The organism is Clostridium sp. CTA-19 (genome assembly GCF_054767855.1).
Window position 1 is genome coordinate 26,411 of the sequence record NZ_BAAABH010000018.1, and the last position, 25,865, is coordinate 52,275.

Sequence of the window (25,865 nt, forward strand, 5' to 3'; positions counted from 1 at the left end):
TTCAAAAACTTTAAAGTTTTTGAAAGTAAAAAAGACTAATGAATCTACGACAAAAAAATCATAGAAGTCATTAGTCTGTAAAGACGGTTTAGAATATTCATGGGAGAACTTCATTCCCAGTTAATAAGGCATAATCAAAGGAATACTAGGTTAGTATTCTTGCCTATTTAATTTCTTATTTATTTTTACATTCATAAATATATCATAACAGCACCTATTTTTCAATTATGCATAACCCTATTTTGTTTATATTCCACAAAATTCTTTTGACATAATATAATATAATCATTTAAACTATAAGTCGTATGAAATAAAATAGTAGACTAAAATTATAACATAATTTGAAATTAATTATAAATTATATATACATATTAAAGGAGATTTAGGATGAGTATTCTTACGGTAAAAAATATGAATCACGGATTCGGCGATAGAGCTATATTTGAAGATGTTTCTTTTAGACTTTTAAAAGGTGAACACGTTGGACTTATTGGTGCTAACGGTGAAGGTAAATCTACTTTCATGAACATAATTACAGGTAAATTAATGCCTGATGAAGGAAAAATTGAATGGTCAAACAGAGTGAGAGTTGGTTACATGGATCAACATGCACAACTTCAAAAGGGCGAAAGCATAAGAGACGTTTTAAGAGGCGCTTTTAAATATCTATTTGATTTAGAAACTGAAATGTTAGCAATAACTGATAAAATGGCAGAGGCTACCCCTGAAGAACTTGAAAAATTACTTGAAGATATGGGAACTATTCAAGACCTATTAGATAACAATGGTTTCTATGTTATAGATGCTAAAGTTGAAGAAGTGGCAAGAGGATTAGGTCTTAATGATGTAGGCCTTGATAAAGATGTTACTGATTTAAGTGGTGGTCAAAGAACTAAAGTTTTACTTGCAAAACTGCTTCTTGAAAACCCAGACATATTGCTTCTTGATGAGCCTACTAACTATTTAGATGAAGTACATATAGAATGGCTTAAGCGTTATCTACAAAACTATGAAAATGCATTTATATTAATATCACATGATATTTCATTCTTAAATTCAGTAATAAACCTTGTTTATCATGTTGATAATAGACAGTTAAATAGATATGTTGGAAGTTATGATGATTTCCAAAGAATATATGAAGCTAGAAAGAAACAATTAGAGCAAGCTTATGAAAGACAACAAGCTGAAATTGCTAAACTAGAAGATTTCGTTGCAAGAAATAAAGCTAACGTTGCTACAACTGGTATGGCTAAAGCAAGACAAAAGAAACTTGATAAAATAGATAGAATTGAACTTGCACAAGAAAAACCAAAACCAACATTCAATTTTAAAGAAGCTAGAACTTCTGGAAAAATGATATTTGAAACTAAAGATTTAGTTATAGGTTATGGTTCACCTCTATCTAAACCACTAAATTTATATTTAGAAAGAGGTAAAAAAGTTGCTCTTGTTGGCGCTAATGGACTTGGAAAAACTACACTTTTAAAAAGCCTTATGGGTGAAATAAGAGCATTAAGTGGAGAAGTTGAACTTGGTGACTATCAATATATAGGCTACTTTGAACAAGAAATAAAAGATGCAAATTACAACACTTGTATAGAAGAATTTTGGCAAGACTTCCCTGGATATACTCAGTATGAAGTTCGTTCTGCCCTTGCAAAATGTGGACTTACAACAAAACACATAGAAAGCAAGATAATGGTTCTATCAGGAGGAGAAGCATCAAAAGTTAGACTTTGTAAAATACTAAACAGAGAAACTAACATACTAATCCTTGACGAGCCTACAAACCACTTAGATGTAGATGCTAAAGAAGAATTAAAAAGAGCATTAAAAGCATACAAAGGAACAATCCTAATGGTATGCCACGAACCAGAATTCTACCAAGACATAGTAACAGATATCTGGAATTGTGAAGAATGGACAACTAAAATAGTATAATAAAATTAAGGAGCTATTGCAAAACCAACTAAAGGTTAGATGAGCGATAGCTCTTTTTTTACGTATAAGTTGCTTAATATATGATTAATAGTGAAAAATATTCTTATAAAGAAGTTGAAGAGATAACAAATATATCTAAGAGCACATTAATAAGAGAAATGAGAAAAAGAAAAGAGCAGTAAGAAGTTCTAATAGGGTGAGCATAAGCAAAATGCTTAATTTTAATTTCAAAATATGTGAAACCACAATAATAACTTCCAAAGCTTAATAGACTTGGACAAGCGAAATATGTATAATTAAGGAGAATGGAATTATATATATTTAGTAGGAGGAAATTTTAATGGGTAAAATGATACAATGTAAAACTTGTTCTAAAGAAATAGCATCGAGCGCAAAGTTTTGTCCAAGTTGTGGAGCAAAAAACAAAAAACCATTTTATAAAAAAGTGTGGTTTTGGATATTTGCGGTAATTATTATTGGAGCTATGGGTAATGCAATTTCAAATGATTCAAAATTAGATACTGAAAATAAACAGGAAGTTAGTCAGAATCAAAAAACAGAAGAAAATGCTCCAGTAAAAGAAAAAGCAGAAGATATTCCAACAGAATATAAGTCTGCATTAAAAAAGGCCAAAGTATATAGCGATACTATGAGTATGTCCAAAGCTGGATTGTATGACCAGCTAACATCAGAATATGGAGAAAAATTTACAGCAGAGGCAGCTCAGTATGCTATAGATAATATAAATGCAGATTGGAATAAAAATGCACTAAATAAAGCAAAAACATATCAGAAAGATATGGCAATGTCACCAAGTGCAATTTATGATCAATTAATATCAGAATATGGTGAGAAATTTACACCAGAAGAAGCACAATATGCTATAGACAATTTGGAATAATATATTCCTTATAAATATAAAAAAGCTAACTTAAGCATCTAGTATAAAAACTAGGTGCTTTTTCTTTGTCTTCTACTCTTTATACCGCCTATTATATATTGAGATTGTATTCATTTTCTTATAGAATTTTATTAAGAAAGAATTGAAAAGAGCATTAAAAACCAATCTTAATAGTATTCCATCAACCAAAATTCTACCAAGATGTAGTAACAGATATCTGGAATTGTGAAGAATGACCCTAAAAATAACATAATGCATATATAAAAATGAACGGAGCTATGTAAGTAATTGTGATATGCTCCCCTTGTGGTAGACAGACAAAGTAATAAAACTGTTTATCATGAGAGGAGCACATAAGATTTTTTATCTACTAATGCGATAGCTCCTTTTCTATTGATACTATTTAAAAGTCTCATTTTTGTGTGTTTTATACATAATTTCTATTCCAAATTTAACCCCATCTATCAAAATATAAATTAGTTGTTATTATATTAATCTTCTTCCACTTCTAATTGATAAATTGCAATGTACCATAACCCCTACATATTTATATGGAACAGAATAATATCAATAATCTATCATAATGGTAGAATCTTGCTTACTCTAAAATCTGCTATTTCTTATGTTTCAAACATAGGCATTTTAAGTAATAGCTATTCTTTTTCGCCATCTAAAGAATTAAAAATTATATCCTTTGAAAAAGGGTATAGGAAATCATAAACAATCATATTTTTTTAATTTTTCTTCAAATTTATCACAAAAACCTAAAAAAACATCTGAAGTAATAACTGAAGTAATAAAATGATCATCTTTAGAGAAATAATTTTGAGTAAATTCTTTCATTTTAGAAATAAAAGGCAAAAAAGAAGATGTTTCTTGATCATAATTATCTAAATTAAAATCAGGGACATTTATTCCGCGGTCTTGTATTTCAGAACATATTCGTCCATACGCAATTGTTAAATGTCCAAGTTCTTTTAATGATAGATTCATATCATCACAAGCTTCATTAAATGCTTTAGATGCATTAATCTTATTTATAATATTCTTTCTGTTAGGATCTAATTGGATTGAGTCATTTGTAAAATTTATAGTAGAATTTATTTCCTTTTTAAAATTTTCATTTGCTATTTTATTATTAGAATTAATATTTAAATTAGTAGCATAGTTTAAATGATTATTCATAGGTTTATTATTATTTAATTCGTTCATAAAAACACTCCTTAATAATATAAATTTTTCTATTATATCAATATTGTCGTTTATTGAAAAAAAGCTTTATATGGAATATTATGTAAATAGGTGTATAATTTAGGATAAAAAAAAGAAACAGAGGATTTCTAATGAAAGAGAATCAGCAATAAAGGAAATAATAAATGGACAAGGAAAATTAAGTGATTATCAAATTATAGGAATAACGAGTGTGAAAGATGTAAACTGGTATTTGAAGGAGAAGGTAACAACAAATGAATCTGAAATTAAGAGCAATGTAAGTACTGTAATAACTGCTTTAAATTATGTAAATAGTGGGACAATAACTTTAAAATATTATCAAACATTAGGAATAACAACAGTAACATCAAGTAATGCAATCAATGTAAAAACTGCAATACTAGCAGCAAAAAAAGAAAAAGGATCTAAATTAACAAGAGCAGAGATAATGAAAGTTGTATCTTTAAATATTAAAAAATAGTTAAAAAGGGGCTATTGCTAGCTGATATGCTCCCCTTGTAGTAGACAGATAAAATAATAAAACTGTTTATCATGAGGGGAGTATTTTTATGAGTAAAAAACATAGAATTAGTGCTGATGATAAAGTTAAATATGTTCAAGATTATCTTGATGAGAAAGATAGTATAAGACATATCTCTTCTACTCTTTATACCGTCTATTCATATATTGAGATTGTACTCATTTTCTTGTAGAATTTTAAGCACTTTAGAGCCTAACCAATATTTTATGTATCCAAATTTTTGTAAATAAGCTCGAATAAAGTTGAAAGGAAGATTACATAAAGGTATAATTTTGAATTAGACATATGAAAAAAATAATTAGTCAAAGATTCGAAGGATATTTGTCACGAGACAAGGAGATAAAATCCGGTCATAGTGAAGCTATGTATGTATTTTGTTGACAAAGTATTCGTGGCAAATAGGTTAGAATACTGACTTATTATTTATTTGATTATGCATTCTATGGTTAGGGGTGACAGTGTATGATACAATGCGAATTATGCGAAGACTATTTTCATGAAGAGAATATAAAAGAATGTCCAGAATGTTTAAAGGAAATGTGTGAAAGTTGCTATGAAATGCATGTTCCTATTTGTTTTTATGTTTCTCAGCATGGTGATATAAATACTTATGATGAATAAATTATACTTATGAGTGGTATGAACAAGGGATACTAAAAATATGCAGTAATATTATTGTAGAATAATTTGTGAATAATGAATAACTAAAATAGTTCAATAATATTTGATATTTAGGGCGGTAGGGAAAATACTATCTCTCTTTTTATATGCGTTTGTTCCTAAAGATATAGGGAAACAAGCTCCAGTTTAAATTTATTCAATACCTTTACAATATTTTAATCCAAGATGCAGTGTTGAATTCTAAGTGATTCGCAACTTGTCTAACTGCTCTAGGTATCCAAATTTTGGAATGGATAATTTTGAAAGTTAACTTGGAACCCTATAGTTTGATAAAAATTATCATGTTTTAGGCGCATTATCAATATTATTACATATTATGGAAATGAAATCGATTCTATATTCTACTAAAAATTTATATTGTCTTATTTTTTATAATAATGTAGGGGGGTAATTATTATGAAAATATTTAAAAGTAAACATAAAAAACTTGCGATAGGTACTTCTATTACTTTGGGAAGCTTGCTTATCATATATTTAGGTATATCAATATATTTCACCAACCATTTTTCTTTTGGAACCTCAATTAACTGTATTAATGTTGGGGGCAAAACGGTAGATGAAGTGAATAAAGAAATAACTTCTAACATTAAGAGCTATACCCTGGTATTAGAAGAGAGAGATGACATTAAAGAAAAGCTCATCTGGAAGGATATTGGTTTAAAATATAATGGTGATGATAAGGTTCAAAGCTTAAAAAAGAATGAAAATTCTTTTTACTGGATTATTGGATTATTTAATAAGAAAAAATTCAATATGCCTGAAATAATTTCTTTTGATGAAGAATTATTAAAAAAAGCTGTTAATAATCTTTCTTGCTTTAATGATAGTAATTTAATTGAACCACAAAATGCTAGCCTTAAATATACAGAAAATGGTTATGAAATAGTGGAAAGCATTAGTGGTAATAAAGTAAATAAAGATGTTTTATATAATCATATAAAACAAGCTATTTCCACAGGAGAAACTATAATAAATCTAGAATCAATTGATTGTTATGAAAAACCACAGTATACTTCAAACTCTAAGGAAATTATTGATGCTAAGGATATACTTAATAAGTATATATCTTCAAAAATTACTTACACCTTTGGAGAACATAAAGAAGTGTTAGATGGCTCTAAAATTAATGATTGGCTTAAGGTTGATAAAGATTTTAAAGTTGCAGTTGATGAAGAAGCAGTAAAAAATTATATGAACGCATTATCTCGTACCTATGATACTTATGGAGGCACAAGAAATTTTACTGCCTCATCAGGAACAGCAATAGCAGTTAGTGGTGGAAACTATGGATGGTTAATTGATAGCGATAAAGAATCGGAATATTTAATTGGAGCTATAAAAAAAGGAACTGTCACAACTAAGGAACCAGCATATGCACAAATTGCCTTATATAGAGGAGATAATGATATCGGTAATACTTATGTGGAAATAAATCTTACAAAGCAACATTTATGGTTCTACAAAAATGGTAATCTTATTGTAGACGGAGATATAGTTACAGGCAATGCAAATAGTAAGTATTCAACACCACCAGGTACGTATCAGTTAGTTTATAAAGAAAGGAATGCCACATTGACAGGTCCTAACTATGCAACACCGGTTGCCTTCTGGATGCCTTTTAATGGAGATATTGGAATTCACGATGCAACCTGGAGAGCAACCTTTGGCGGAAATATTTATCAATCAGACGGTTCTCATGGTTGTGTAAACGCACCGTATAATTTAGCAGAATCAATATTTTCTAACATTGACGCTGGAGCACCTGTTATTTGTTATTTTTAATCAGTATAATAAATAAATTCAGAAATATGAATTTTATTTATTGTTATTCTAACTTAAATAAATGCTTTAATTAGCTAATAATATTAATAAGGATTATCATAAAAAAGATGATAAAAATCATTTCACTATACAATATTAAATATGATATAGACTATATGACTTTTTTGTATTATTAAAACTTATGAGCTTGAATTTCAAGCTCTTTTTTTATGGAATAATATCTTAATTATAGAGAATGATATATGTTATAACACATTGAATTAAGAACAAATATAAGAAAAATTTCACTATACATGAAAGGCGTGAAAATGGATGAATAAAGTAGAAAATGAAAAAAGAAGAGCAGAGCATTTATTAAAATCAAAATTACTTTATGAGGCATATTTGGATGAAAGTAATAACATTGATGAATATAATTATCTTGCAGAAGATTTAAAGCTAACGATTGATTACAAGTTAGGTAGTGATGCTAATGCTGCTGATATTGAGATGTTAACTGTATATCAAAAAGATATGTTAAAAGAAAAATTCATATTAGATGATAAATTTTTAAATAATCTTATACCTCCTGATGAATATGCTGAAAAAGTAAACCATTTAATGTCTCAATTCATAAATAAAAGTGCTAATCAATTAGGTGAAAAGAAGTTTAAAATGTTATTCGATTTTAGTCCAATGGATGATATTAAAATAATTGATCCTAATATCCTAAAGAATGGAGTGATGTAATATGAATTTTTTATTTGCCTATGCTCTTACAATGGGTGGTACTGGTTTAGAACACACTTATGTATCCAGCTCCGATGGTAAGGTATGGCGTTGCTTTGGAAGAAATAGTGGCGGAAGAATGATAGCAAACCATATAGGGAGCTCAAAACAAGCAGATATTATGTCAAAACCTAGTGAAACAAATGAGACTGGAATAAGATATGGTATAGATGGTGTATGTCATCAAGCAGCAAATAGAATACTTTATTTTACAAGTGAGGTTGTAGACAAAGCAGGCGGATATTCCGCTTCTAGAGCAATGTATGGAATCTATGGAACAAATTATAAATATTCTAGTGATATATTTGTAACTAATAGGGATATAGCGATAAATATAGTAGATTGGAAAGATTGGGTAAAGCTTGGCGGTAAGTTAACATCTGCACCTGCAGCGTATTTTTATGATTTTGGTAGATTGGATGTTTTCTATAGAGGAGAAGATAATTCTCTTAGATATAGATACTGGAAAGATTCATGGAGTAGTGAGACAAATTTAGGAGGTAAACTAGCCTCAGACCCAGCCGTAGTTTCATGGGGAGTAAACAGACTTGACTTATTTTATAAAGGTGAAGATAACGCTCTAAAACATAGATGGTGGAATGGTTCTTCCTGGAGTAATGAAGAAAATCTTGGTGGAAACTTAACTTCTGCACCTACAGTATCATCATGGGATATTGGCCGATTAGATGTGTTTTATAAAGGCTCTGATAATGGGCTTATGCATAAATTTTGGAATGGTTCTTCTTGGAGTAATGAAGAAAACCTTGGTGGGAATTTAACATCAGATCCTTCAGCAGTTTCTTGGGATAGAAATAGAATAGATGTATTTTATAGAAATCAAAATAATTTACTTATACATAAATTTTGGAATGGTTCTTCTTGGAGTAATGAAGAAAATCTTGGGATAAGAATATCATCTTCACCATCAGCAGCATCATGGAAACAAAAGAATTTATGCGTCTTTTATAAAGGTGATGATAATGCACTTTATTATATGCAATGGGCTGGAATTTGGACCAATAGCATAAAAATAGGAGGAGAACTAAAGTTTAAACCTTCAGCTGTTTGTAGTGAAAAAAATAGAAGTAGAATAGATGTATTTGTTTGTGGCACTGATGATAATCTATATCAAATATCCACTTATTATAAATAAAAAGAACCCTAAAATATTTATTAAATAAAAGTTTAAAGCACTAATTTTTATAAGATTAGTGCTTTTTCTTTGCCTTAAAATTTTATATCCAAATCAAAAATATACTCTCGATAGATATGATTTTATATAAATTAGTTAAGTTCTTCAGATAAATTTTTAAGAGCTTCCCCTTGTACTCTATATACTGTCCATTCATCCATTGGTATTGCACCCATTTTCTTATAGAATTTTATTGATGATTCATTCCAATCAAGACACCACCAATCTAATCTTCCACAGTTACGTTCTACAGCAATTCTACCTAATGCTGAAAGTAGGCATTTTCCTAATCCTAATCCCCTCATTTCTGGTCTTATGTATAAGTCTTCTAGATATAAATTAGCTCTGCCTAAGAAAGTAGAAAAATTGTGGAAAAATAGCGCAAATCCAACTGGCTCATTATTATATTCCCCGATAATAACTTCAGCCTGTTTTCTTACAAACAAAGATTCATGTAAAATCTCTTCTGTTGCAACTACTTCATGTAGTAATTTTTCATAATCTGCTAATTCTTTTATAAAATCAAGAATTAACTTATTATCCTTTTCTGTTGCAAACCTTATTTTAAAATTAGGTATTTTAGTTTCTAAATACTTGTCCATAACGTACCCCCATTTTTTTAGTCTATATAATAAACATTAGTTTGTTTTATATAATTTTACAAGTACTTCCTACTAATTATTGATGTTAAAACATTAATTTTATATTATTGAACTGAAAATGATAATATAATTATATAAATTATTCATATTAGGAGGTTTTTATGGCACAATGTCCAAATTGCAAAAATAAAATACCCTTTAAAAGAATATTGTTTTTGACATCTTTTACTAGGATTCAATGTAAATCTTGTGGAAAATATCTTGTTTGCAACCAATTACGTGGTAGTTTAATTGGAGGAATTGGTGGTGGAGTTGGAGCTTTAATACTTTTATATGCACTTAAAAGTTTCCTAAGTAAAACATTTGGAATTAAAAATATTGTTTTAATAATACTTTGGATAGTTTCATTAATTATTGTATCTTATTATTTTACAAAACTTGAATTAGATGAATATAATTTTCTCTAATTTATATATCTATCACAAAAGGGAGTTTACTAGTTAAGAGTTAAGAGTGAATAGTTGTGGATATTATTAAATCTGAAAAAATAAAACTTCTAAGTAATTGATTATCCAAAGTTCTAGTCCCATAACAAGAGGGACAGACGCGTTTTGAGCTATTTTATTATACTTTAGTTTTGATACTTTTATTGATTTTTGTTTTTCTACAATAGTACTCAAAGTCGGTCCCAACACCTTAGTTTTAGCAAAACACCTAAACAATCAAGACCTTACAGTATTAGCTCCATCACAAGAGGGACAGGCTCACTTATGGCTATTTTCTTCGCTTAAACTGTAGATTCCACAATTGCTCTATTTCCACAATAAAATAAGCAAAGAACCAGTACCACTATTTTAGTTTTAGTAAAACTTTTAAACACGTAATTTACTAAAGTTCCACTTCCATCACAAATGGGACTTTATCAATTAAGAGTTAAGAGTTAATAATTAATAGTTATGGTTATTACTAATCACTTTGTTCCTAGTAATACTAAACGTATTTTTTAAATCTAACTAAGTAATAAATTATGGTCTTGGCTCCATAACAAATGGGACAGGCACGGTAAGTTTATTTTCTTCGTTAACACTTGATACTCTTCTAACTTTATACTTATATCTAAAAATTCAAAGCCAGTCCCGAACAACTACGCTACATAGTAGCTACCTGGGGACTGGCTAACTTTTTTTATTTATAGCAATTAAATTTAAAGAGCTACTATCTATTTTATAGAACTACATTAGTCGTGCCTGTCCCATTTGTTACGGCTGTACATTTTGAATATAGTTTTAGTTTGTTTTGTCTCTAAACCTCAATTTTTACTCCCTTAAGTTGAAAGAAACTGGACTAATCCAGTTTCCTCATTAACTTTTAACTATTAATTTTTAACTATTTAAATCGTATTCACGTAACAAGACAAGTAAAGAACCAGTACCTACTACATTAACTTTAGCAAAGTACCTAAACAATCAAGTCCTTACAGTATTAGCTCCATCATAAGAGGGACAGGTTCACTTACGGCTATTTTCTTCGCTTAAACTGTAGATTCCACAATTGCTCTATTTCCACAATAAAATAAGTAAAGAACCAGTACCTGATAGAAACGCCGCTTTGCAGCTCAAGTACTGGTTCTTTGCTCGGTAATTTATTTTATCTAACCTTTTTATTGAGTACTAAAGATTTTTATGGTGGTACAACTAAATGAACCTGTCCTTTTTGTTACGGCTGCACATTTTGAGTTTAGCTTTAGTTATATTTATATCAACTCAAAATTTATTATATCTGATTCATATTATTCTTAAATATATCACCTAATTTTACACATGGTAAGTGGAAATTTAAATTAGTCTTTTATTAAAAATTGAATTAGAAAGTCTTATGAAGTTATATTTTATTTTCATGACCTGACCCCAAGGACGGGGTCAGCGACTGCCTAGACAGGACGTCGATTCAGCCGTTTAGTCTTGAAAATTAAATAATAAATTCATTAGAATTTCTTTTCCATTTTTCTAAATAGCGCTTTAAATTTTCACTTACCCTAAACCAATATTTTTAAATTACAAATAAACTTATCAACAATTTAAATTAAAATTTCAATAAATTGTTGATAAGTTTGTGTTTTTATATTTTATTTGTGTATAACTTTTATTTTTTCCACAGAAAAAACAGAGCAATTTTGCTCTGTTTTAATTTACGCATATAAATATTTATTAATTTATTTGATTATGCTTTATATGGATATATATTATTTTCAACTACTTGTAAGGTTTTTATATCTTTTTCTTTTATAAACCCTTTAGTATTCTTATTTTCTCCTGGGATTATAACTTTTACTTCATACCATATTATATTATAAACTTCACAGCAATCTAATATCTCTAAATTAGTATCTTTTTCTAAATCTCTTAATTTAGGCATATTTATAATTGGAGCAATGTATAGCTCTGTTTTGTTTATAGTTTTTCCATGATATGAGCTTATAGGAATATATGATATTTCAACACTACCACTTTCCTTTTCAAACGCCTTTAGTTTACCTTTAAGTTCGTTATTTATTTTAGCTAAAACCCTTAATCTAGTACTTTCTTTATTTAGCTTTAACGTAAGATTATATGAATAAATTATTAGTCCCCCAAATAAAATTAAAGCTAACAATAAAATAAATCTCAATATTACTGCCCCCTAATAAATATTACTATAATATGTAATTTATTATATGTATACTTATTAAGGTTTATGCTTTTGCTATTTTATTTTTTCTATAAGCTCGTTATATTCAGCTATAAATATATCAACTAGCTTTTTCATTTCTTCATGATCTTTTAAAGAATGTTCATCATGAACACCTACAACTTTCATATTAGCAGCTTTTGCACCTTTTACTGCTGGAAGTATATCTTCAAATACTAAACATTCCTCAGGTTTTACTCCTAATCTTTCTGCAGTTAAAAGATATACGTCCGGGAAGTCTTTTCCTCTACTAACCTCATTTGTTGTAGTTATAACATCAAAATATTCATAAATACCATTGGCTTTTAAGCAAGCTTCTAGAAGGCTTGTACTATTGCTAGTGGCCAATGCTATCTTTATATTATTTTTCTTTAATATCTTAAAAAATTCCTCTACTCCACACTTAAGCTTTACGTTTGTTTCATACTCTGTATAAGCCATATCATTCCAGTGTTTTTTTATTTCTTCTACTGTATAAGGAAGTTCAAATTTATCTTTAAAGTATATAGCTACTTCATTATAGCTTAAATGTGCTATATCATCTTTTAAGTTTTCTGGTTTCTCTAATTTATGGTCTCCTAAGTAATCTATATCAATTTTATCCCATACCCACATAGAATCTACAATAGTTCCATCCATATCAAATATTGCCGCTTTTATATTAGTTAACATAACGCTCACCTCTTTAGTTTATAAATTATTTTTATCTATTAATGATTAATTTATTAATATACATATATTCAGTATATCAGAAAAGAAGAGAGTCTTGAAATAGTTTTTATCCTTAAGACTCTCTTTACTCTTTAAAGGGCAATATGATTATTTATTAAAACTTCTATGAAATATATTGGTTTTATCATGATTTAAAAAGTCTTTTAGAACCTTTATATCTAAATCCTTTAATATCTCTTGCATTTTTTCACTTTGAGTTGCTACTTTAAACTCTGCATCTTCCGCACATTCGTTTACCATTTTTGTTCCTTCTTCCATTTTTAAAATGGCTTTTGGTCCACCTACACATCCCCCAACGCAACCCATACCTTCTATAAAGTTACCATGTATTTCTCCACTGATTACCTTATTTAATAGAGCTTTACATTCCTTGACCCCATTACCCTGTACTTCTGTAAGATTTTCATATTTGTTAGGGAATAATAGCTCTACTGCCTCTTTTATAGCAATAGATACACCACCAGTTCTTGCATAAAGCCTTCCACCTCTTGAAGCATATTCTATCGTTGGAGTTTCAGAAAGTTTAGATGGGTCCACATCTAAAGCATCAAAAATTTCTTGTACTTCTTGGAATGTTAACACAAAATCGATATCTCCCAATAAATCTGGTTCTTTTGCTTCAGATTTTTTTGCTATACATGGCCCTACAAAAACTACTTTAACATCTGGATTCAATTTTTTCATTACTCTTCCTGCTGCTATCATTGGAGACACCGATGGAGAAACATGTTTTATCAAATCTCCATATACTTTTTTAATCATTGCTACCCACATAGGACAACAACAAGATGTTATCATAAAGTCATCTTCATTTTTTACCATTGCATCAAACTCTACTGCTTCTTTTAAGGTCAGCATATCTGCAAAAAATGCTACTTCTACCATGTCTGTAAATCCTATATTTTTAAAAGCAGTTCTCATCTTATTTAAATTAGCACCATTAAATTGATTTGCTATAGCTGGTGCAACTGCTGCTATAACAGGTTTATCACTATTTATAAGTTCAAATAATGGTAAGAACTGAACTTTATCAACTATATTACCACTTTTACAAGCATCAACACACTTACCACAATCAGTACAACGCTCTACATCAATATATCTTCCTGTGTTTTCTTCATTCATCAAAATTGCATCAAATGGACAAGAAGCTTCACAAGCACCTTCCCCCTGCGCACAACTTTCACAGGTACTGTTTATCTTAGTTACTATCTTTTCTTTACCTGTATATTTTTTTATTTCATCCTTTAATTTTGCTGCAAAGTCCTCACTATATCCTAAATCAACACTACATAAACTTGATAATTGTCTACATAATTTTTCTTTATCTTCATTTTCATTTTCTAATAGTTCGTTTATTTTTGTCTCAAAAACACCATTTTTATAAGCTAATATTAAATCCTTAAAATATTCACTATAATTCCTATTCATAACAGTTCTCAACCCCTTTTATTTCTTATTTATCTTTAAATATAACATAAATTATTTTTTATTTAATCACTATTTAGTTTTTACATTTACTGACCTTTTATACCTAGATGTATATAACACATATTTATATATTTAATTATATAGGGAAATAAGTTCCAATTTAACTTTATTTAATAACTTTAAAATATTTTTATATAAAATGTAGTGCTAAATTTTAAGTGATTTAGGGTATGTCTCACTATTTTGAGTATCCAAATTTTGAAATGAATAAGTTTAAAAATCAATTTTGAACCCTATAAATAAAAAAAACCTTAACAAAAAGTGACCAAAATTGTGATCACTTCCTGTTAAGGTTAATTATTCATTTATTATTTATTTTATAAATAAAAAGAGAGTTGCCTATGCAACTCTCTTGGTCGGGGTGACAGGGATTGAACCTGCGACCTCATGGTCCCAAACCACGCGCGCTCCCATCTGCGCCACACCCCGGCGACAAGATTTATTATAGTACAAACCTTTTTTTGTGTCAACATCTTTTTTAAATTTTTTTCATTTTTTTAATGTTATTTTGAAAATCTTATAAAAAACTAGCTTTATCCATTATTACTAAAGCCCCACCCCATAAAACTAAAACTAAAGATAATATATTAATAGTTAAATAAACTTTGCTTTTAATGGTTTTAATTTCCTCATTAATATATTTAGTTATACTTTCAATTAATTCAATAACTCCAATTGTCATAAGAATAGCTAACACTATGCAATATATATAAATTAATAATCTATTGCTATTATAAGCATCAATTCTACCACCTACAATATTAATAATTAAAATCAAAATCATTGTTGCCATTGGTTTTATATTACTATTTTTATTACATATCTTCTCCATAATAACTCCCCCAGTATTTTCTTATATATTATCAATTGCTAAGCAAAGAACTATCCCAAAGTTCTAGCACCATCACAAATGGAACTTTGCTAGTTAAAAGTTAAGAGTGAATGGTTAACAGTTGAGGATATTACTACTCACTTCGTTCCTAGTAATTCTCAACGTATCTTTTTTAGGACCGGCTTTGATTACTTTAAATTTTATTGATAACCTTATGATTTTACTTTGAAAATAACTTATGGAAAATATATTTTGCTACGCCTGTCCTTCTTGTTATGGCTGCACATTTTGAATTTAGCTTTTATTAGATTTATATCTTTAACCAAAATTTATTCTTTTCAATTAAAAAGGAACTGTTAGTCTAATTTCTACATCAATTCATAATGTCTTAACTATTATTTTTTTAATTGTCCTTTGTTCATTGTCAATTTTTCAAAACTTTCTACCTTAACTGAACAAGCCACTATCCCGCGTTATGCCTCCATCACAAGAGGGACAGACGCGTTTTGGGCTATTTTATTATACTTTAGTTTTGATGCTTTTATTGATTTTTGTTTTTCTACAATAGTACTCAAAGTCGGTCCCAACACCTTAGTTTTAGCAAAATACCTAAACAATCAAGTCCTTACAGTATTAGCTCCATCACAAGAGGAACTTTATCAATTAAGAGTTAAAAGTTAATAATTAATAGTTATGGTTATTACTAATCACTTCGTTCCTAGTAATTCTCAACGTATTTTTTTAAATCATTTTTAGAAAGTGGTTACCACTTTCATCCTGAATTCTTAATTCATAATTCTTAACCCTTAATTTTTTTTAATTGTCCATTGTCAAATGTCAATTTTTCAAACTATTAATTTTCTAATGCTCTTAATTAAATTTCTATTTTATATCAATTCGCCTTACCCCTTTTTAAATCCTTTTTTAAATCAAATATGTAACTAAAAGTAAATTTTCATCATCTAAGTTTATTGGTTATGTTACTATATTATTCATGTTTTACCGTTTTTAACATATTTGCTGTAAACTTAGTAATCCCAACTAGTTTACTAGGATTATTCAAATTTCTGTTTTTTCTGTTTATTTGTAAAGTTATCCATCATTGCCTTTTCATACGTTTACGTGAAATAGTTCCCTGTGTACAGGCTTTCCTTTTTATTCTATACTTTACTCATTAAATAGGACTCACAACATAATGTGAATAAAATCCAAAAATAAATATCATATTGTCCTATTAGTCACAGGGGGAGTGAACAACATGAAATTTAAAATAATAAGTATTTTATTATCGGCATCATTATGCACGGGACTAGGAATTAAATATGCCCATACAGATAATGATGTAATAAACGATGCGAAAACCGCTATTAAAGAAACTATTTCTAAAGATACAGAAAAGAAAACACCTGAAATACAAGGTTCAAATAGTAACAACTCAGAAGCTACTACTGAACCTACTAAAGTAGATACTAACAATTCTACTGCTTTAAATAACAATTCTTCAAATAGCAATTCAACTGAAACTGCTACAGTACCAGTTGATAATAGTAAGCCTGATGTTAAACCACCTACAAATAATGAATCAGGTAATAAAGAAGAATCCGTTCCAACACCGGAACCTACACCTACTCCAGAAGAAACACCATCAGAAGATAATTCTAACTATGAAAGCGCATCAAATAGTAATCCTAGTGGATTGCCTAGCATACCTAAAAACTATTCAGTTGAATACTTAACAGCTGTTGAAAATAGAGTTTTAGAACTTTGTAATGTAGAGCGTCAAAAGGCAGGATTATCTCCATTATCGATGGACGAAACTATGAGAAGTGCTGCTAGATATAAAGCTGAAGAAATGCTTCAATACGGCTATTTTGATCATACTTCACCTTATACCGGAGGCCCCTTCGATTTATTAAATAAATTTGGAGTTAGCTACGGTACTGCTGGTGAAAACATTCAAACTAGTACAGGCTATGATAAAGCATCAGTTACTGCTGAATATCTTGTAAACAACTGGATGAATTCTGCAGGTCATAGAGCAAACATATTAAATGGAAGTTTTAATAGAATGGGTGTAGGTGTTGTATTTTCGCCTAACGGAAACATTGCTTATGAATCACAATTATTTGCAGATTAAAGTATATTAAAAAAGGATGTCTAAACTTTAGACATCCTTTTTTCTTTAGGCCTATACTGCCTTTTCTTCAACCACTACTTTACTATCCTTTTTATTATCCTTTACTCCCAAAATAAAGATTATCGTAAATACACCCATTACCACAGGATAATATGTATATTTCAATATAGCAAACGGTGATAGCGCTGATAATGCTGCTGCTGACAATAACTGTGCTCCATAAGGTATTAAACTTTGTATAACACAAGAAAATACATCTAAAAGCGTTGCCACCCTGCTAGAATCTAAATCGTATGTTTCTGATATTTCTTTTGCCATAGGTCCAACAGTAACTATAGATATAGTATTGTTTGCTGTAAATAAATTTACTATACTTACTAAAATAGCAATACCTAGTTCTGCACCTCTTTTTGACTTTATCTTAGATGCTATAAAAGAAATTATAAATTCAATTCCACCGTTATCTTTTATGATTTCAACTATACCGCCAATAAGTATAGACACTATTATAAGTTCTCCCATATTTAAAGCTCCAGTTGCTATAGAATCAACTAACAACTTTAAAGTCATATCTTTAGTTATAAATCCTATTACTGCTGATATCACAACTCCACCAGTTAATACAGTTATTACGTTTACTCCCATAAGTGCTGATGCTAATACAAATATATATGGAATTACTTTAATAATTTGATATTCATATACTCCGCCTATATTGGCAGTTTTACCAAGAGTAAGTATAACTAATATAGCCATAGTTACAATTGCTGATGGAAGTGTTATTTTAAAATTCACCTTAAATTTGTCCTTTAAATCTGCATTTTGAGTCTTAGCTGCGGCTATTGTAGTATCTGATATCATAGATAAGTTATCGCCTAATATAGATGCTCCTACAACTGCACCAACAATTAATCCAAGTGATATTCCAGTTTTCTCACTTATTCCCAAAGCTATTGGAACAAAAGCTGCTATAGTTCCCATTGAAGTACCTATTGAAGTAGATATGAATCCTGCCATTAAGAAAATTCCTGGAACTAATAAAAATGATGGTAAAAAATTTATACCTAAGTTAACAGTAGATTCTACAGCACCCATTGATTTTGCTGTTTCCCCAAAAGCTCCTGCTAATATAAATATTAAACACATCATTATTATGTCTGGATTGCCTCCACCTTTGCAAAAACTAATTACCTTATCATCAAAGGTTCGTTCTCTGTTTTGTATTAATGCAACTATTGAAGCTATTAAAAATGGTACAACTACCGAAATAGCATAAAAATCTTTTAGTATTATAGCTACTCCAAAGTATATAACTATAAAAACTAAAAGTGGCATTAATGCAATTATTGATTTTTTCTTCATAATAATCCCCTCTCCCAATTCCACTTTTTTACCTTTATTTACCGTAAAATAATTATTTTTTTACAATAAATTAAGAGGGCATAACATCCCCTCCTAATTTATTGTAAACATAATAATACCTTTTTCTACAATTATTGTAAAAACCTATAGATAATTAAATATCTATAGGTTTTATATTAATGAAATTACTGAATTAAAATTTAAAAGTGAACAACTAATTATAATCTTTATATATTTTTTCAGTTTTTGATGTTTTATATGCTGACATTGTAAAAAATGCTAAAGCAAATAATATCATTATAAATAAGTTTATTATTATATCATTAAAAGGTACACCTTGCTGTAAATCTAATATTGAATCCATTGCCCATCTTGTAGGTGTAAAATAGGATATTTTATTTATAAAATTAGGGAATAAACTTACAGGAACAAAGCATCCACCTATCATTAGAAAAGTTATAATTACTATATTAGAAAGCATACTTGCTTCCTGTCTAGTTTCTGTTATTGATATGCAGAATGTTCCCATTGACACAGCTATTAATGTTACTAATAATAAGATTATTCCTAGCTGATAATAGTACATGCCTATTTCCAATTTCATAATGTATTTTAATCCCATCAATGATAATATAACCTGTATTAATATACTAAAAAAACTAGATAATATATTAGCTAAATAATATTGTGAACTTTTAATATCTGCTACAAATATTCTTGTATACATATTTTTTTGCTTATCTGAATTTATCAATTCTGCTCCAGACATAGCTCTAAAAAGCATGAACATTATTAAAAATCCCAAAAATACTTGTGTTTTTACATAATTACCTTTTAAATCATTTAAATTAAGCTTCTCTATTTTGATAGTTCCATTACTGTAATTTTCTAAAGCTTTAATATAACCATCATAATTTTTATCACTAGCTACTGCTAAATCTTTAAGATTTTTAATTTCTAAGTTTAAGGAGGTCTTAATACCTTTATTTAAATTTCCCATTTCATTTTCTTTAATATCTATATATGGTTTTTCTCCACTTAATAAATTATTTTCAAAACCTTTAGGTATAGTTATAGCAATATCTATGTCCCCTTGTGCAAAGGAGCTCTCTATATTAATATCACTATCTTCTTCAACATTTAACCCTTCATTATTTTTTATAGTGGATAGTATAGCCAAGGAACTTTTCGTATTATCTTCGTCTTTAACTACTGCATTCATATAACCAGATCCAGTACTAATATATTTTGATATGATTAGTAAAATAATAATTGGAGCTATTGTAGTTATGATAAAAGTCCCTTTATTTTTTAAAATTAAAATCCTTAAGTTATTTTTAAATAGAGCCCAAACTTTTTTCATTACTCCACACTCTCCTTTTTAACAAAAACAGTTAATAAAATTAATGCTATTACTGTTATACCTAAATTTAAAGCAACTGATATTGTTATTATAGAATTATCATGCAGGTATATCATTCTGAAAAATCCTCTATTTATCCATCTTAATGGTGATATATTTGTAGCTATTTGCATTACCGTTGGTAATTTATCTGGGAAAGCCAGATAGCTTCCGCCTAAAAAGCTCATTACAGGAAATATTACACGGTCTATAAAGGCAGCAGCATTACCATTCTCTTTAAATATTACGCCTAAAAAAGCTCCCATTGTAACTACCATTAAGTTTAAAGAAAGTAATATTAAAAATGATATTATTAAATTATTTCCCCAATTAGTTTTTAACACAAATATTGAAAATAAATATCCCGGTAACGTTATTATTATTGAAAGCATAAAATTTCCTATAATATTTGCAAGATAATACTTTTCTATTGAAAATTTTGTTAAAAGTATTCTATCTTTAACAGCTAACCTATCATCCCTTTGTATACCATACAATGAGAAGAATAATATATACATGCTCATTAACGTCAGTTCTGCTATTCCATAATAATCAAAGGATGTTGGACTTTGTGTTTTTTCTATCTTTTCAACATTTATATAATCCTCTTCTAAATTGTCATCTATAATATTTATAGCATTTTTATCATCTATTTTATAAACTTCTGTTATTGCATTAAATCTATTACTAGCTGTCTTAAATAATCCACTTACAATTCCTGATTCTATTTTATTTTTCTCATTTGAATATAGTTTTATGGTATTTCCATCTAAATAAATAAAGCTTCCTCTTGATTTCCTAACTATATCTTTTCCTTTATTTATACTATCTATTTTTTCAAAATAAATTATTTCAGTTCCCTTATTCTTTATTATTTCATCTAAAAGCTGATTACTTTCTTTACTTCCACTATCATCATTGTAATAAACAGTAAAATTTTCTATTTGTTTGCTAGTGTCAAATTCATTTATTAAAACAACTCCTATTAGTGTCATTAAAAATATAGAAAACAACATATTAAATAATAAATTTTTCGGGTATCTAATATGTCCTAAAAAAATCCTTTTTATAATTTTAAACATATAAATCACCTACTCTCTCAAACGTCTTCCAGTTAAACTTAAAAACACTGTTTCTAGATTTATATCTTCATAGCCAATATCCCTTATTTCAATTTTATTTGTTGTAAAATAGTTTATTATTTTATCTAAATTATTTATTTCTTTTTCAGTATTTATAGTTATTTCATTTTCATCTATAATTACATCAGTAACACCTTTTATATTTTTAATTTCTTTTTCATCTATGGTTTCAAAATTATCAATTCTAAGAATTAAACTTTTCTTATCTGAAACTATACTTTTTAATTCTTCCTTACTACCTTCAACAATAACCTTACCATTATCCATAATAGCTATCTTACTACATATCTCTTCTACCTCTTCCATATAGTGAGTGGTATATATTACTGTGGTTCCTTTTTCATTTAACTTTTTAACTGATTGCAATATATGATTTCTTGATTGTGGATCTATTCCTACAGTAGGTTCATCCATAATAACTATCTTAGGATTATGAACAATTCCACAGGCTATATTTAACCTTCTTAACATACCACCTGAAAAATCTGATGCCCTTTTGTCTTTCATATCTAAAAGTCCTGTAAACTCTAAAGCTTTTTTTACACATTCTTCTAGTTCATTTCCTTTTAATCCATAAAGACTACCAAAAAATTTTACATTTTCATAAGCACTATATTCATTGTAAAGAGCTACTTGTTGTGGCACTAAACCTAAATATTTTCTTGCAGATTTATCTTTAATACTTAACGTTTCTCCTAAAATTTTAATTTCTCCATAAGATGAATTTAAAATCCCGCATATTATATTTATAGTTGTACTTTTTCCTGCCCCATTTGGACCTAAAAGCCCATATATTTCTCCTTCTTCAATAGATAGTGAAATATTATCTACTGCTAAAAAATCTTTATATCTTTTAGTTAGGTTTTGTATTTCTATAGCTTTCATATATAAACACTCCTTATATCTCCTCAATCATTATCTTCTTAATTCTATTGTATAGAAAAACCTTCTCCAAATAACGTGGAGAAGGTCATAATCTTTATGTGACTTTAGTCATATCGTTAAAGTATTTACGCTTTGCTCATAATAATATTAAACATATTTTTAAACCTAGTTCTGCTAAAAAACCTAAGAAAGCAATCACCCAAAGTTCTACCTCCATAACAAGAGGAACTTTTCTAGTTAAGAGTTAATAGTTATGGTTATTACTACTTACTTCGTTCCTAGTAATACTAAACGTATTTTTAAACCTAGTTTTGCTAAAAAATCTAAGAAAGCAATCACCCAAAGTTCTATATCCATCACAAGAGGGACAGACGCGTAATTGGCTACTTTGCTATACTTTAGTATAGATGCTTTTGTTGATTTTAATTTCTCTCCAATGGTACTCGAAGTCGGTCCCAAACACGTAAACAAGCAATTACCCCTAGCGTTGGCTCCATCACAAATGGGACAGGCACGATAAGTTTATTTTCTTCGCTAACACTTGATGCTCTCCTAAATTTATATTACTAACACAATAAATCGAAGCCATTCCCAAACAATTTCAAAGAAAGTGGTGTCCACTTTCCTCCTAAACTATTAACTATTACTTCTTAACTCTTAACTATTTTAAGGGGGACTGGCTAACTTTTTTATTTATGGCAATTAAATTTAAAGAGCTATTCTCTGTTTTATGGGTATACATCTTTCGTGCCTGTCCCATTTGTTACGGCTGTACATTTTGAATATAGTTTTAGTTTGTTTTGTCTCTAAAACTCAATTTTTACTCCCTTAAGTTGAAAGAAACTGGATTAATACAGTTTCATCCACAACTCTTAACTCTTACCTTTTAACTCTTAACTAACTACAATTATATTTTTTTAAAACTAATAACAAAGGTTTAATTAATAAATTTGAATTAAAACTTATATATTTATAAGTTTCCTTTTAAATAATATATAGCTATTTGAGTTCTATGTTGCAATCCTGTTTTATTGAGTATTGATGATATATAATTTTTTACTGTTCCTTCTGTTATATATAAATTTGATGATATTTCTTTATTACTAAGTCCTTGTGATATTAATTTTATTATTTCTATTTCTCTTTGAGTAAATAGTTCTTTATCTAATTTTATTTCACTTTTATTTTGAAAATTACACTTTAATCGTTCTAGTACATTATCTTGTATTACAGAATTGCCTTTATGAACCATTTTTATAGTGTTTATAATTTCATTTGGTGCATTATTTTTTAATATATACCCCTTTGCCCCAAACTTTAATGCATTATCTATATATTCATCCTCATCAAAAGTTGTAAGTATAACCACCTTTGTGTTAGTTCTTTCTGTTATCTCCTTTGTAGCTTCAACTCCATTTAATACTGGCATCCTTACATCTAAAAGCGCTATATCAACATTATTTGTCAAAATATAATTAACTGCTTCTTTGCCATTTTCAAAAGCCTCTAATACATCTAATTCTTTATCTGCACTTAATATTATTTTTAAACTTTCTCTTATAAGTAAATCATCATCTGCAATAATTAATTTAATCATAACTTCCCCCTCTAGCTTACTTTAGTTAAGAGTTACTACTATTAACTAACTATAGTTTCTATTGGCATTAATAATATTATTTCAAAACCTTTATAACTATTTATTATACATTTCCCATTTAACTCCATCGCTTCTTGTTCTATACTATTTAATCCTATTCCTTTTTTAAACTTTAAATTTCCTATGCCATCATCAGCTATTTGAAGTTTAATTAGCTTATTAAACACTTCTATTTTTACAGTTATATGATTACCTTCAGAGTATTTTAATGAATTTGTAGAACTTTCCATTATAACATCCAAAAAGAGCATCCATTGTTTTTTACTTATCTTTTCCATATCCCCTTTATGAATTACATTAAATGTGAAGTTAGTATTCTGTGTTTTTTCATTTAAAATTAATTTAATCCTATTTATACCTATTTGCTCATCAGTAGGATTTATTTCTCTTAAAATTTTTCTTATATCGTCCATACCTCGCCTTAATACACCAATAGTTCCATCTATCATTTCCTTACCTTTATCCATATCACTGTTTAATACAATTTTACACGCCTCTAACTGCAAAAGACTTCCAGCTATAGTATGGCCTACTTTATCATGAACTTTTTTAGATAACTCATTTCTTTCTTTTAGTTTATAAGTATATATTGCCTGTTTTCTATACTTACTTTGTTTCTTTAATTTTAGATTCAACTCGTCGATAGTCTTTCGTTGCATCTCTATCTTTAATGGTAAATCATAATTAATAAAATTTAATTCCCAATATACTCTATAATAAATAAAATATATAGCTATAAAAATAAACAAAGAAAAAAAATCAATATCTATTTTTAAAAATACTACTATACTCCAAATTAAAATTAGCAAGAAAGCATTAGGCAACTTAATTAAATATAAAAATTCAATTAAATTTATAAAGAAAAATATTATTGCTAATGGCATTACTGTAATTGAAATTATAAAAGATATTATAATCCCTGATACTAATAATAATTTTTCTATATTGTCTTTAAATAAATGCACACTAAAATTAATTATTAAACATAGTAAAAAATATGCAACTACATATAACGCTGGGATTTTTCCTTGTATAGACTTAGTAACTATAAATATTAACGCTAAAATTTTAATATAAATATTATAATCATTTATCTTTTTCATACTACACCTTTTCCTATTTTTAATAGTAACTTTATTATTAATTCTTTATTTATTGTTCCCTTTCCTCTATAGGGAAACAAGCTCCAATTTAAATTTATTCAATAACTTTAAAATATTTTCATACAAAATGTAGTGTTGAATTCTAAGCGATTCAGAGCATGTCTCACTATTTTGGGTATCCAAGTTTTGGAATGGATAATTTTAAAAGTCAACTTGGAACTCTATATAACTTTTTAATCTTAAACTTATTATTTATCAACTTACTTTTTGCTTAAATTGTTTTATTTTCTTGAATATACATAAGTTCAATGATATTATTTATTTAATTCTAAGGTATATTATATATTTTATATTAATAATATACTTTATTAGGTATATTATTAATATAAAGTACAAATATAGTTAGTTAAGAACTATTAACTCTTAACTAAAATAATCTGTTAGTTATTGAAAAAATATTAATTTGTGTTTTCTCATTTGATAAATGAATAAGTTTAAGATTTAATTTGCAATCCTATATTATAGGGAAACAAGCTCCAATTTAAATTTATTCAACACTCTTAAAATATTTTCATACAAGATGAAGTGTTGAATTCTAAGTAATTCAGAGCATGTCTCACTATTTTAGGTATTCAAGTTTTGGAATAAGTAGTTTTAAAAGTCAACTTGAAACTCTATAAATAGACTATTTTAAAATTAAATTATTTGAGAGAATACAAATACTTTGATGGCAAAATTTATGTTTTTATAGAATTGTAATTTAGAAATGGAG

At 28.1% G+C, this 25,865-nt stretch carries 22 protein-coding genes, 1 tRNA gene and 1 riboswitch; of the genes, 9 read left to right on the forward strand and 14 right to left on the reverse strand.

Annotation, left to right across the window (positions count from 1 at the left end):
* Positions 1-54 precede the first annotated feature (54 nt).
* Positions 55-127: riboswitch (Fluoride riboswitch) on the reverse strand.
* A 260-nt stretch (positions 128-387) separates the two neighbouring features.
* Together ACYUE0_RS11220 and ACYUE0_RS11225 are read left to right on the forward strand one after the other, a co-directional pair.
* Positions 388-1,944, forward strand: coding sequence for an ABC-F family ATP-binding cassette domain-containing protein (locus ACYUE0_RS11220; protein WP_061996322.1), 1,557 nt, complete (start codon positions 388-390; stop codon positions 1,942-1,944).
* Positions 1,945-2,284: 340 nt separating this feature from the next.
* Positions 2,285-2,845, forward strand: coding sequence for an Ltp family lipoprotein (locus tag ACYUE0_RS11225; RefSeq protein ID WP_460270590.1), 561 nt, complete (start codon positions 2,285-2,287; stop codon positions 2,843-2,845).
* 714 nt (positions 2,846-3,559) lie between these two features.
* Here ACYUE0_RS11225 and ACYUE0_RS11230 read toward each other — a convergent pair.
* Positions 3,560-4,057, reverse strand: coding sequence for a DNA-binding protein (locus ACYUE0_RS11230; RefSeq protein ID WP_460270591.1), 498 nt, complete (start codon positions 4,055-4,057; stop codon positions 3,560-3,562).
* 211 nt (positions 4,058-4,268) lie between these two features.
* Here ACYUE0_RS11230 and ACYUE0_RS11235 point away from each other — a divergent pair, with 211 nt between their 5' ends.
* The 5 genes from ACYUE0_RS11235 to ACYUE0_RS11255 all read left to right on the forward strand — a co-directional run bounded on the left by ACYUE0_RS11235 (position 4,269) and on the right by ACYUE0_RS11255 (position 8,982).
* Entirely contained in the window at positions 4,269-4,538 is a 270-nt protein-coding gene (locus tag ACYUE0_RS11235; RefSeq protein ID WP_460270592.1) for a hypothetical protein, read from the forward strand.
* A 522-nt stretch (positions 4,539-5,060) separates the two neighbouring features.
* Positions 5,061-5,219, forward strand: coding sequence for a hypothetical protein (locus tag ACYUE0_RS11240; RefSeq protein WP_155844783.1), 159 nt, complete (start codon positions 5,061-5,063; stop codon positions 5,217-5,219).
* A 456-nt stretch (positions 5,220-5,675) separates the two neighbouring features.
* On the forward strand, positions 5,676-7,061 hold the full coding sequence (locus ACYUE0_RS11245) for a L,D-transpeptidase family protein (RefSeq protein WP_460270593.1): 1,386 nt from the start codon (positions 5,676-5,678) through the stop codon (positions 7,059-7,061).
* 312 nt (positions 7,062-7,373) lie between these two features.
* Positions 7,374-7,790 carry a hypothetical protein gene (locus ACYUE0_RS11250; protein WP_460270595.1) on the forward strand — a complete coding sequence of 139 codons (417 nt, stop codon included), beginning with the start codon at positions 7,374-7,376 and terminating at the stop codon, positions 7,788-7,790.
* Between the two features lies 1 nt (position 7,791).
* Complete coding sequence (locus ACYUE0_RS11255; protein ID WP_460270596.1) at positions 7,792-8,982, forward strand: PLL family lectin; 1,191 nt, start codon at positions 7,792-7,794, stop codon at positions 8,980-8,982.
* Between the two features lie 131 nt (positions 8,983-9,113).
* Here ACYUE0_RS11255 and ACYUE0_RS11260 read toward each other — a convergent pair whose 3' ends face one another.
* A complete protein-coding gene (locus tag ACYUE0_RS11260) occupies positions 9,114-9,623 on the reverse strand; it encodes a GNAT family N-acetyltransferase (protein WP_010297793.1) in 510 nt (169 codons plus the stop codon).
* 161 nt (positions 9,624-9,784) lie between these two features.
* Here ACYUE0_RS11260 and ACYUE0_RS11265 point away from each other — a divergent pair, with 161 nt between their 5' ends.
* Entirely contained in the window at positions 9,785-10,090 is a 306-nt protein-coding gene (locus ACYUE0_RS11265) for a hypothetical protein (protein ID WP_460270598.1), read from the forward strand.
* Between the two features lie 66 nt (positions 10,091-10,156).
* On the opposite strand, the gene ACYUE0_RS11270 is transcribed toward ACYUE0_RS11265, so the two are convergent.
* From ACYUE0_RS11270 to ACYUE0_RS11295, 6 genes are all read right to left on the reverse strand, one after another.
* On the reverse strand, positions 10,157-10,303 hold the full coding sequence (locus ACYUE0_RS11270) for a hypothetical protein (RefSeq protein ID WP_460270599.1): 147 nt from the start codon (positions 10,301-10,303) through the stop codon (positions 10,157-10,159).
* A gap of 1,540 nt (positions 10,304-11,843) precedes the next feature.
* On the reverse strand, positions 11,844-12,290 hold the full coding sequence (locus ACYUE0_RS11275; protein WP_460270601.1) for a hypothetical protein: 447 nt from the start codon (positions 12,288-12,290) through the stop codon (positions 11,844-11,846).
* Between the two features lie 75 nt (positions 12,291-12,365).
* The gene (locus ACYUE0_RS11280) at positions 12,366-13,022 is read right to left on the reverse strand and encodes an HAD family hydrolase (RefSeq protein ID WP_010297804.1); all 657 of its coding nucleotides are present in this window, start codon (positions 13,020-13,022) and stop codon (positions 12,366-12,368) included.
* A 147-nt stretch (positions 13,023-13,169) separates the two neighbouring features.
* Complete coding sequence (locus tag ACYUE0_RS11285; RefSeq protein WP_460270603.1) at positions 13,170-14,513, reverse strand: [Fe-Fe] hydrogenase large subunit C-terminal domain-containing protein; 1,344 nt, start codon at positions 14,511-14,513, stop codon at positions 13,170-13,172.
* A gap of 413 nt (positions 14,514-14,926) precedes the next feature.
* A tRNA-Pro gene (locus ACYUE0_RS11290) sits at positions 14,927-15,002 on the reverse strand.
* 88 nt (positions 15,003-15,090) lie between these two features.
* The gene (locus tag ACYUE0_RS11295) at positions 15,091-15,405 is read right to left on the reverse strand and encodes a hypothetical protein (RefSeq protein ID WP_061996850.1); all 315 of its coding nucleotides are present in this window, start codon (positions 15,403-15,405) and stop codon (positions 15,091-15,093) included.
* A gap of 1,258 nt (positions 15,406-16,663) precedes the next feature.
* Between ACYUE0_RS11295 and ACYUE0_RS11300 the strand changes: the two genes are divergently transcribed.
* Positions 16,664-17,542, forward strand: coding sequence for a CAP domain-containing protein (locus ACYUE0_RS11300; RefSeq protein ID WP_460270604.1), 879 nt, complete (start codon positions 16,664-16,666; stop codon positions 17,540-17,542).
* A 51-nt stretch (positions 17,543-17,593) separates the two neighbouring features.
* Here the strand turns inward: ACYUE0_RS11300 and ACYUE0_RS11305 are convergent, their stop codons facing one another.
* The 6 genes from ACYUE0_RS11305 to ACYUE0_RS11330 all read right to left on the reverse strand — a co-directional run bounded on the left by ACYUE0_RS11305 (position 17,594) and on the right by ACYUE0_RS11330 (position 25,093).
* The gene (locus tag ACYUE0_RS11305) at positions 17,594-18,904 is read right to left on the reverse strand and encodes a Na+/H+ antiporter NhaC family protein (protein ID WP_460270605.1); all 1,311 of its coding nucleotides are present in this window, start codon (positions 18,902-18,904) and stop codon (positions 17,594-17,596) included.
* 214 nt (positions 18,905-19,118) lie between these two features.
* Positions 19,119-20,267, reverse strand: a complete 1,149-nt coding sequence (locus ACYUE0_RS11310) for an ABC transporter permease (protein WP_460270606.1) — start codon at positions 20,265-20,267, stop codon at positions 19,119-19,121.
* On the reverse strand, positions 20,267-21,388 hold the full coding sequence (locus ACYUE0_RS11315; RefSeq protein ID WP_460270607.1) for an ABC transporter permease: 1,122 nt from the start codon (positions 21,386-21,388) through the stop codon (positions 20,267-20,269). Before ACYUE0_RS11315 ends, ACYUE0_RS11310 begins: the two co-directional genes overlap by 1 nt.
* 9 nt (positions 21,389-21,397) lie before the next feature.
* Positions 21,398-22,333: an ABC transporter ATP-binding protein gene (locus tag ACYUE0_RS11320; RefSeq protein ID WP_199870925.1), complete on the reverse strand. Its 936-nt coding sequence runs from the start codon at positions 22,331-22,333 to the stop codon at positions 21,398-21,400.
* A 970-nt stretch (positions 22,334-23,303) separates the two neighbouring features.
* Positions 23,304-23,930 (reverse strand): response regulator transcription factor, encoded by a 627-nt coding sequence (locus tag ACYUE0_RS11325; protein ID WP_460270608.1) that lies wholly within the window; start codon positions 23,928-23,930, stop codon positions 23,304-23,306.
* A gap of 41 nt (positions 23,931-23,971) precedes the next feature.
* Entirely contained in the window at positions 23,972-25,093 is a 1,122-nt protein-coding gene (locus tag ACYUE0_RS11330; RefSeq protein WP_460270609.1) for a sensor histidine kinase, read from the reverse strand.
* Between the last annotated feature and the right edge of the window lie 772 nt (positions 25,094-25,865).

Bases quoted from the DNA above. Each gene is read 5' to 3' on its own strand.
- ACYUE0_RS11305 (WP_460270605.1), bottom strand. From the start codon at position 18,904: ATGAAGAAAAAATCAATAATTGCATTAATGCCACTTTTAGTTTTTATA.
- ACYUE0_RS11295 (WP_061996850.1), bottom strand. From the start codon at position 15,405: ATGGAGAAGATATGTAATAAAAATAGTAATATAAAACCAATGGCAACA.
- ACYUE0_RS11220 (WP_061996322.1), top strand. From the start codon at position 388: ATGAGTATTCTTACGGTAAAAAATATGAATCACGGATTCGGCGATAGA.
- ACYUE0_RS11225 (WP_460270590.1), top strand. From the start codon at position 2,285: ATGGGTAAAATGATACAATGTAAAACTTGTTCTAAAGAAATAGCATCG.
- ACYUE0_RS11280 (WP_010297804.1), bottom strand. From the start codon at position 13,022: ATGTTAACTAATATAAAAGCGGCAATATTTGATATGGATGGAACTATT.
- ACYUE0_RS11315 (WP_460270607.1), bottom strand. From the start codon at position 21,388: ATGTTTAAAATTATAAAAAGGATTTTTTTAGGACATATTAGATACCCG.
- ACYUE0_RS11285 (WP_460270603.1), bottom strand. From the start codon at position 14,513: ATGAATAGGAATTATAGTGAATATTTTAAGGATTTAATATTAGCTTAT.
- ACYUE0_RS11325 (WP_460270608.1), bottom strand. From the start codon at position 23,930: ATGATTAAATTAATTATTGCAGATGATGATTTACTTATAAGAGAAAGT.
- ACYUE0_RS11240 (WP_155844783.1), top strand. From the start codon at position 5,061: ATGATACAATGCGAATTATGCGAAGACTATTTTCATGAAGAGAATATA.
- ACYUE0_RS11320 (WP_199870925.1), bottom strand. From the start codon at position 22,333: ATGAAAGCTATAGAAATACAAAACCTAACTAAAAGATATAAAGATTTT.
- ACYUE0_RS11255 (WP_460270596.1), top strand. From the start codon at position 7,792: ATGAATTTTTTATTTGCCTATGCTCTTACAATGGGTGGTACTGGTTTA.
- ACYUE0_RS11230 (WP_460270591.1), bottom strand. From the start codon at position 4,057: ATGAACGAATTAAATAATAATAAACCTATGAATAATCATTTAAACTAT.
- ACYUE0_RS11310 (WP_460270606.1), bottom strand. From the start codon at position 20,267: ATGAAAAAAGTTTGGGCTCTATTTAAAAATAACTTAAGGATTTTAATT.
- ACYUE0_RS11250 (WP_460270595.1), top strand. From the start codon at position 7,374: ATGAATAAAGTAGAAAATGAAAAAAGAAGAGCAGAGCATTTATTAAAA.
- ACYUE0_RS11330 (WP_460270609.1), bottom strand. From the start codon at position 25,093: ATGAAAAAGATAAATGATTATAATATTTATATTAAAATTTTAGCGTTA.
- ACYUE0_RS11300 (WP_460270604.1), top strand. From the start codon at position 16,664: ATGAAATTTAAAATAATAAGTATTTTATTATCGGCATCATTATGCACG.
- ACYUE0_RS11260 (WP_010297793.1), bottom strand. From the start codon at position 9,623: ATGGACAAGTATTTAGAAACTAAAATACCTAATTTTAAAATAAGGTTT.
- ACYUE0_RS11245 (WP_460270593.1), top strand. From the start codon at position 5,676: ATGAAAATATTTAAAAGTAAACATAAAAAACTTGCGATAGGTACTTCT.
- ACYUE0_RS11265 (WP_460270598.1), top strand. From the start codon at position 9,785: ATGGCACAATGTCCAAATTGCAAAAATAAAATACCCTTTAAAAGAATA.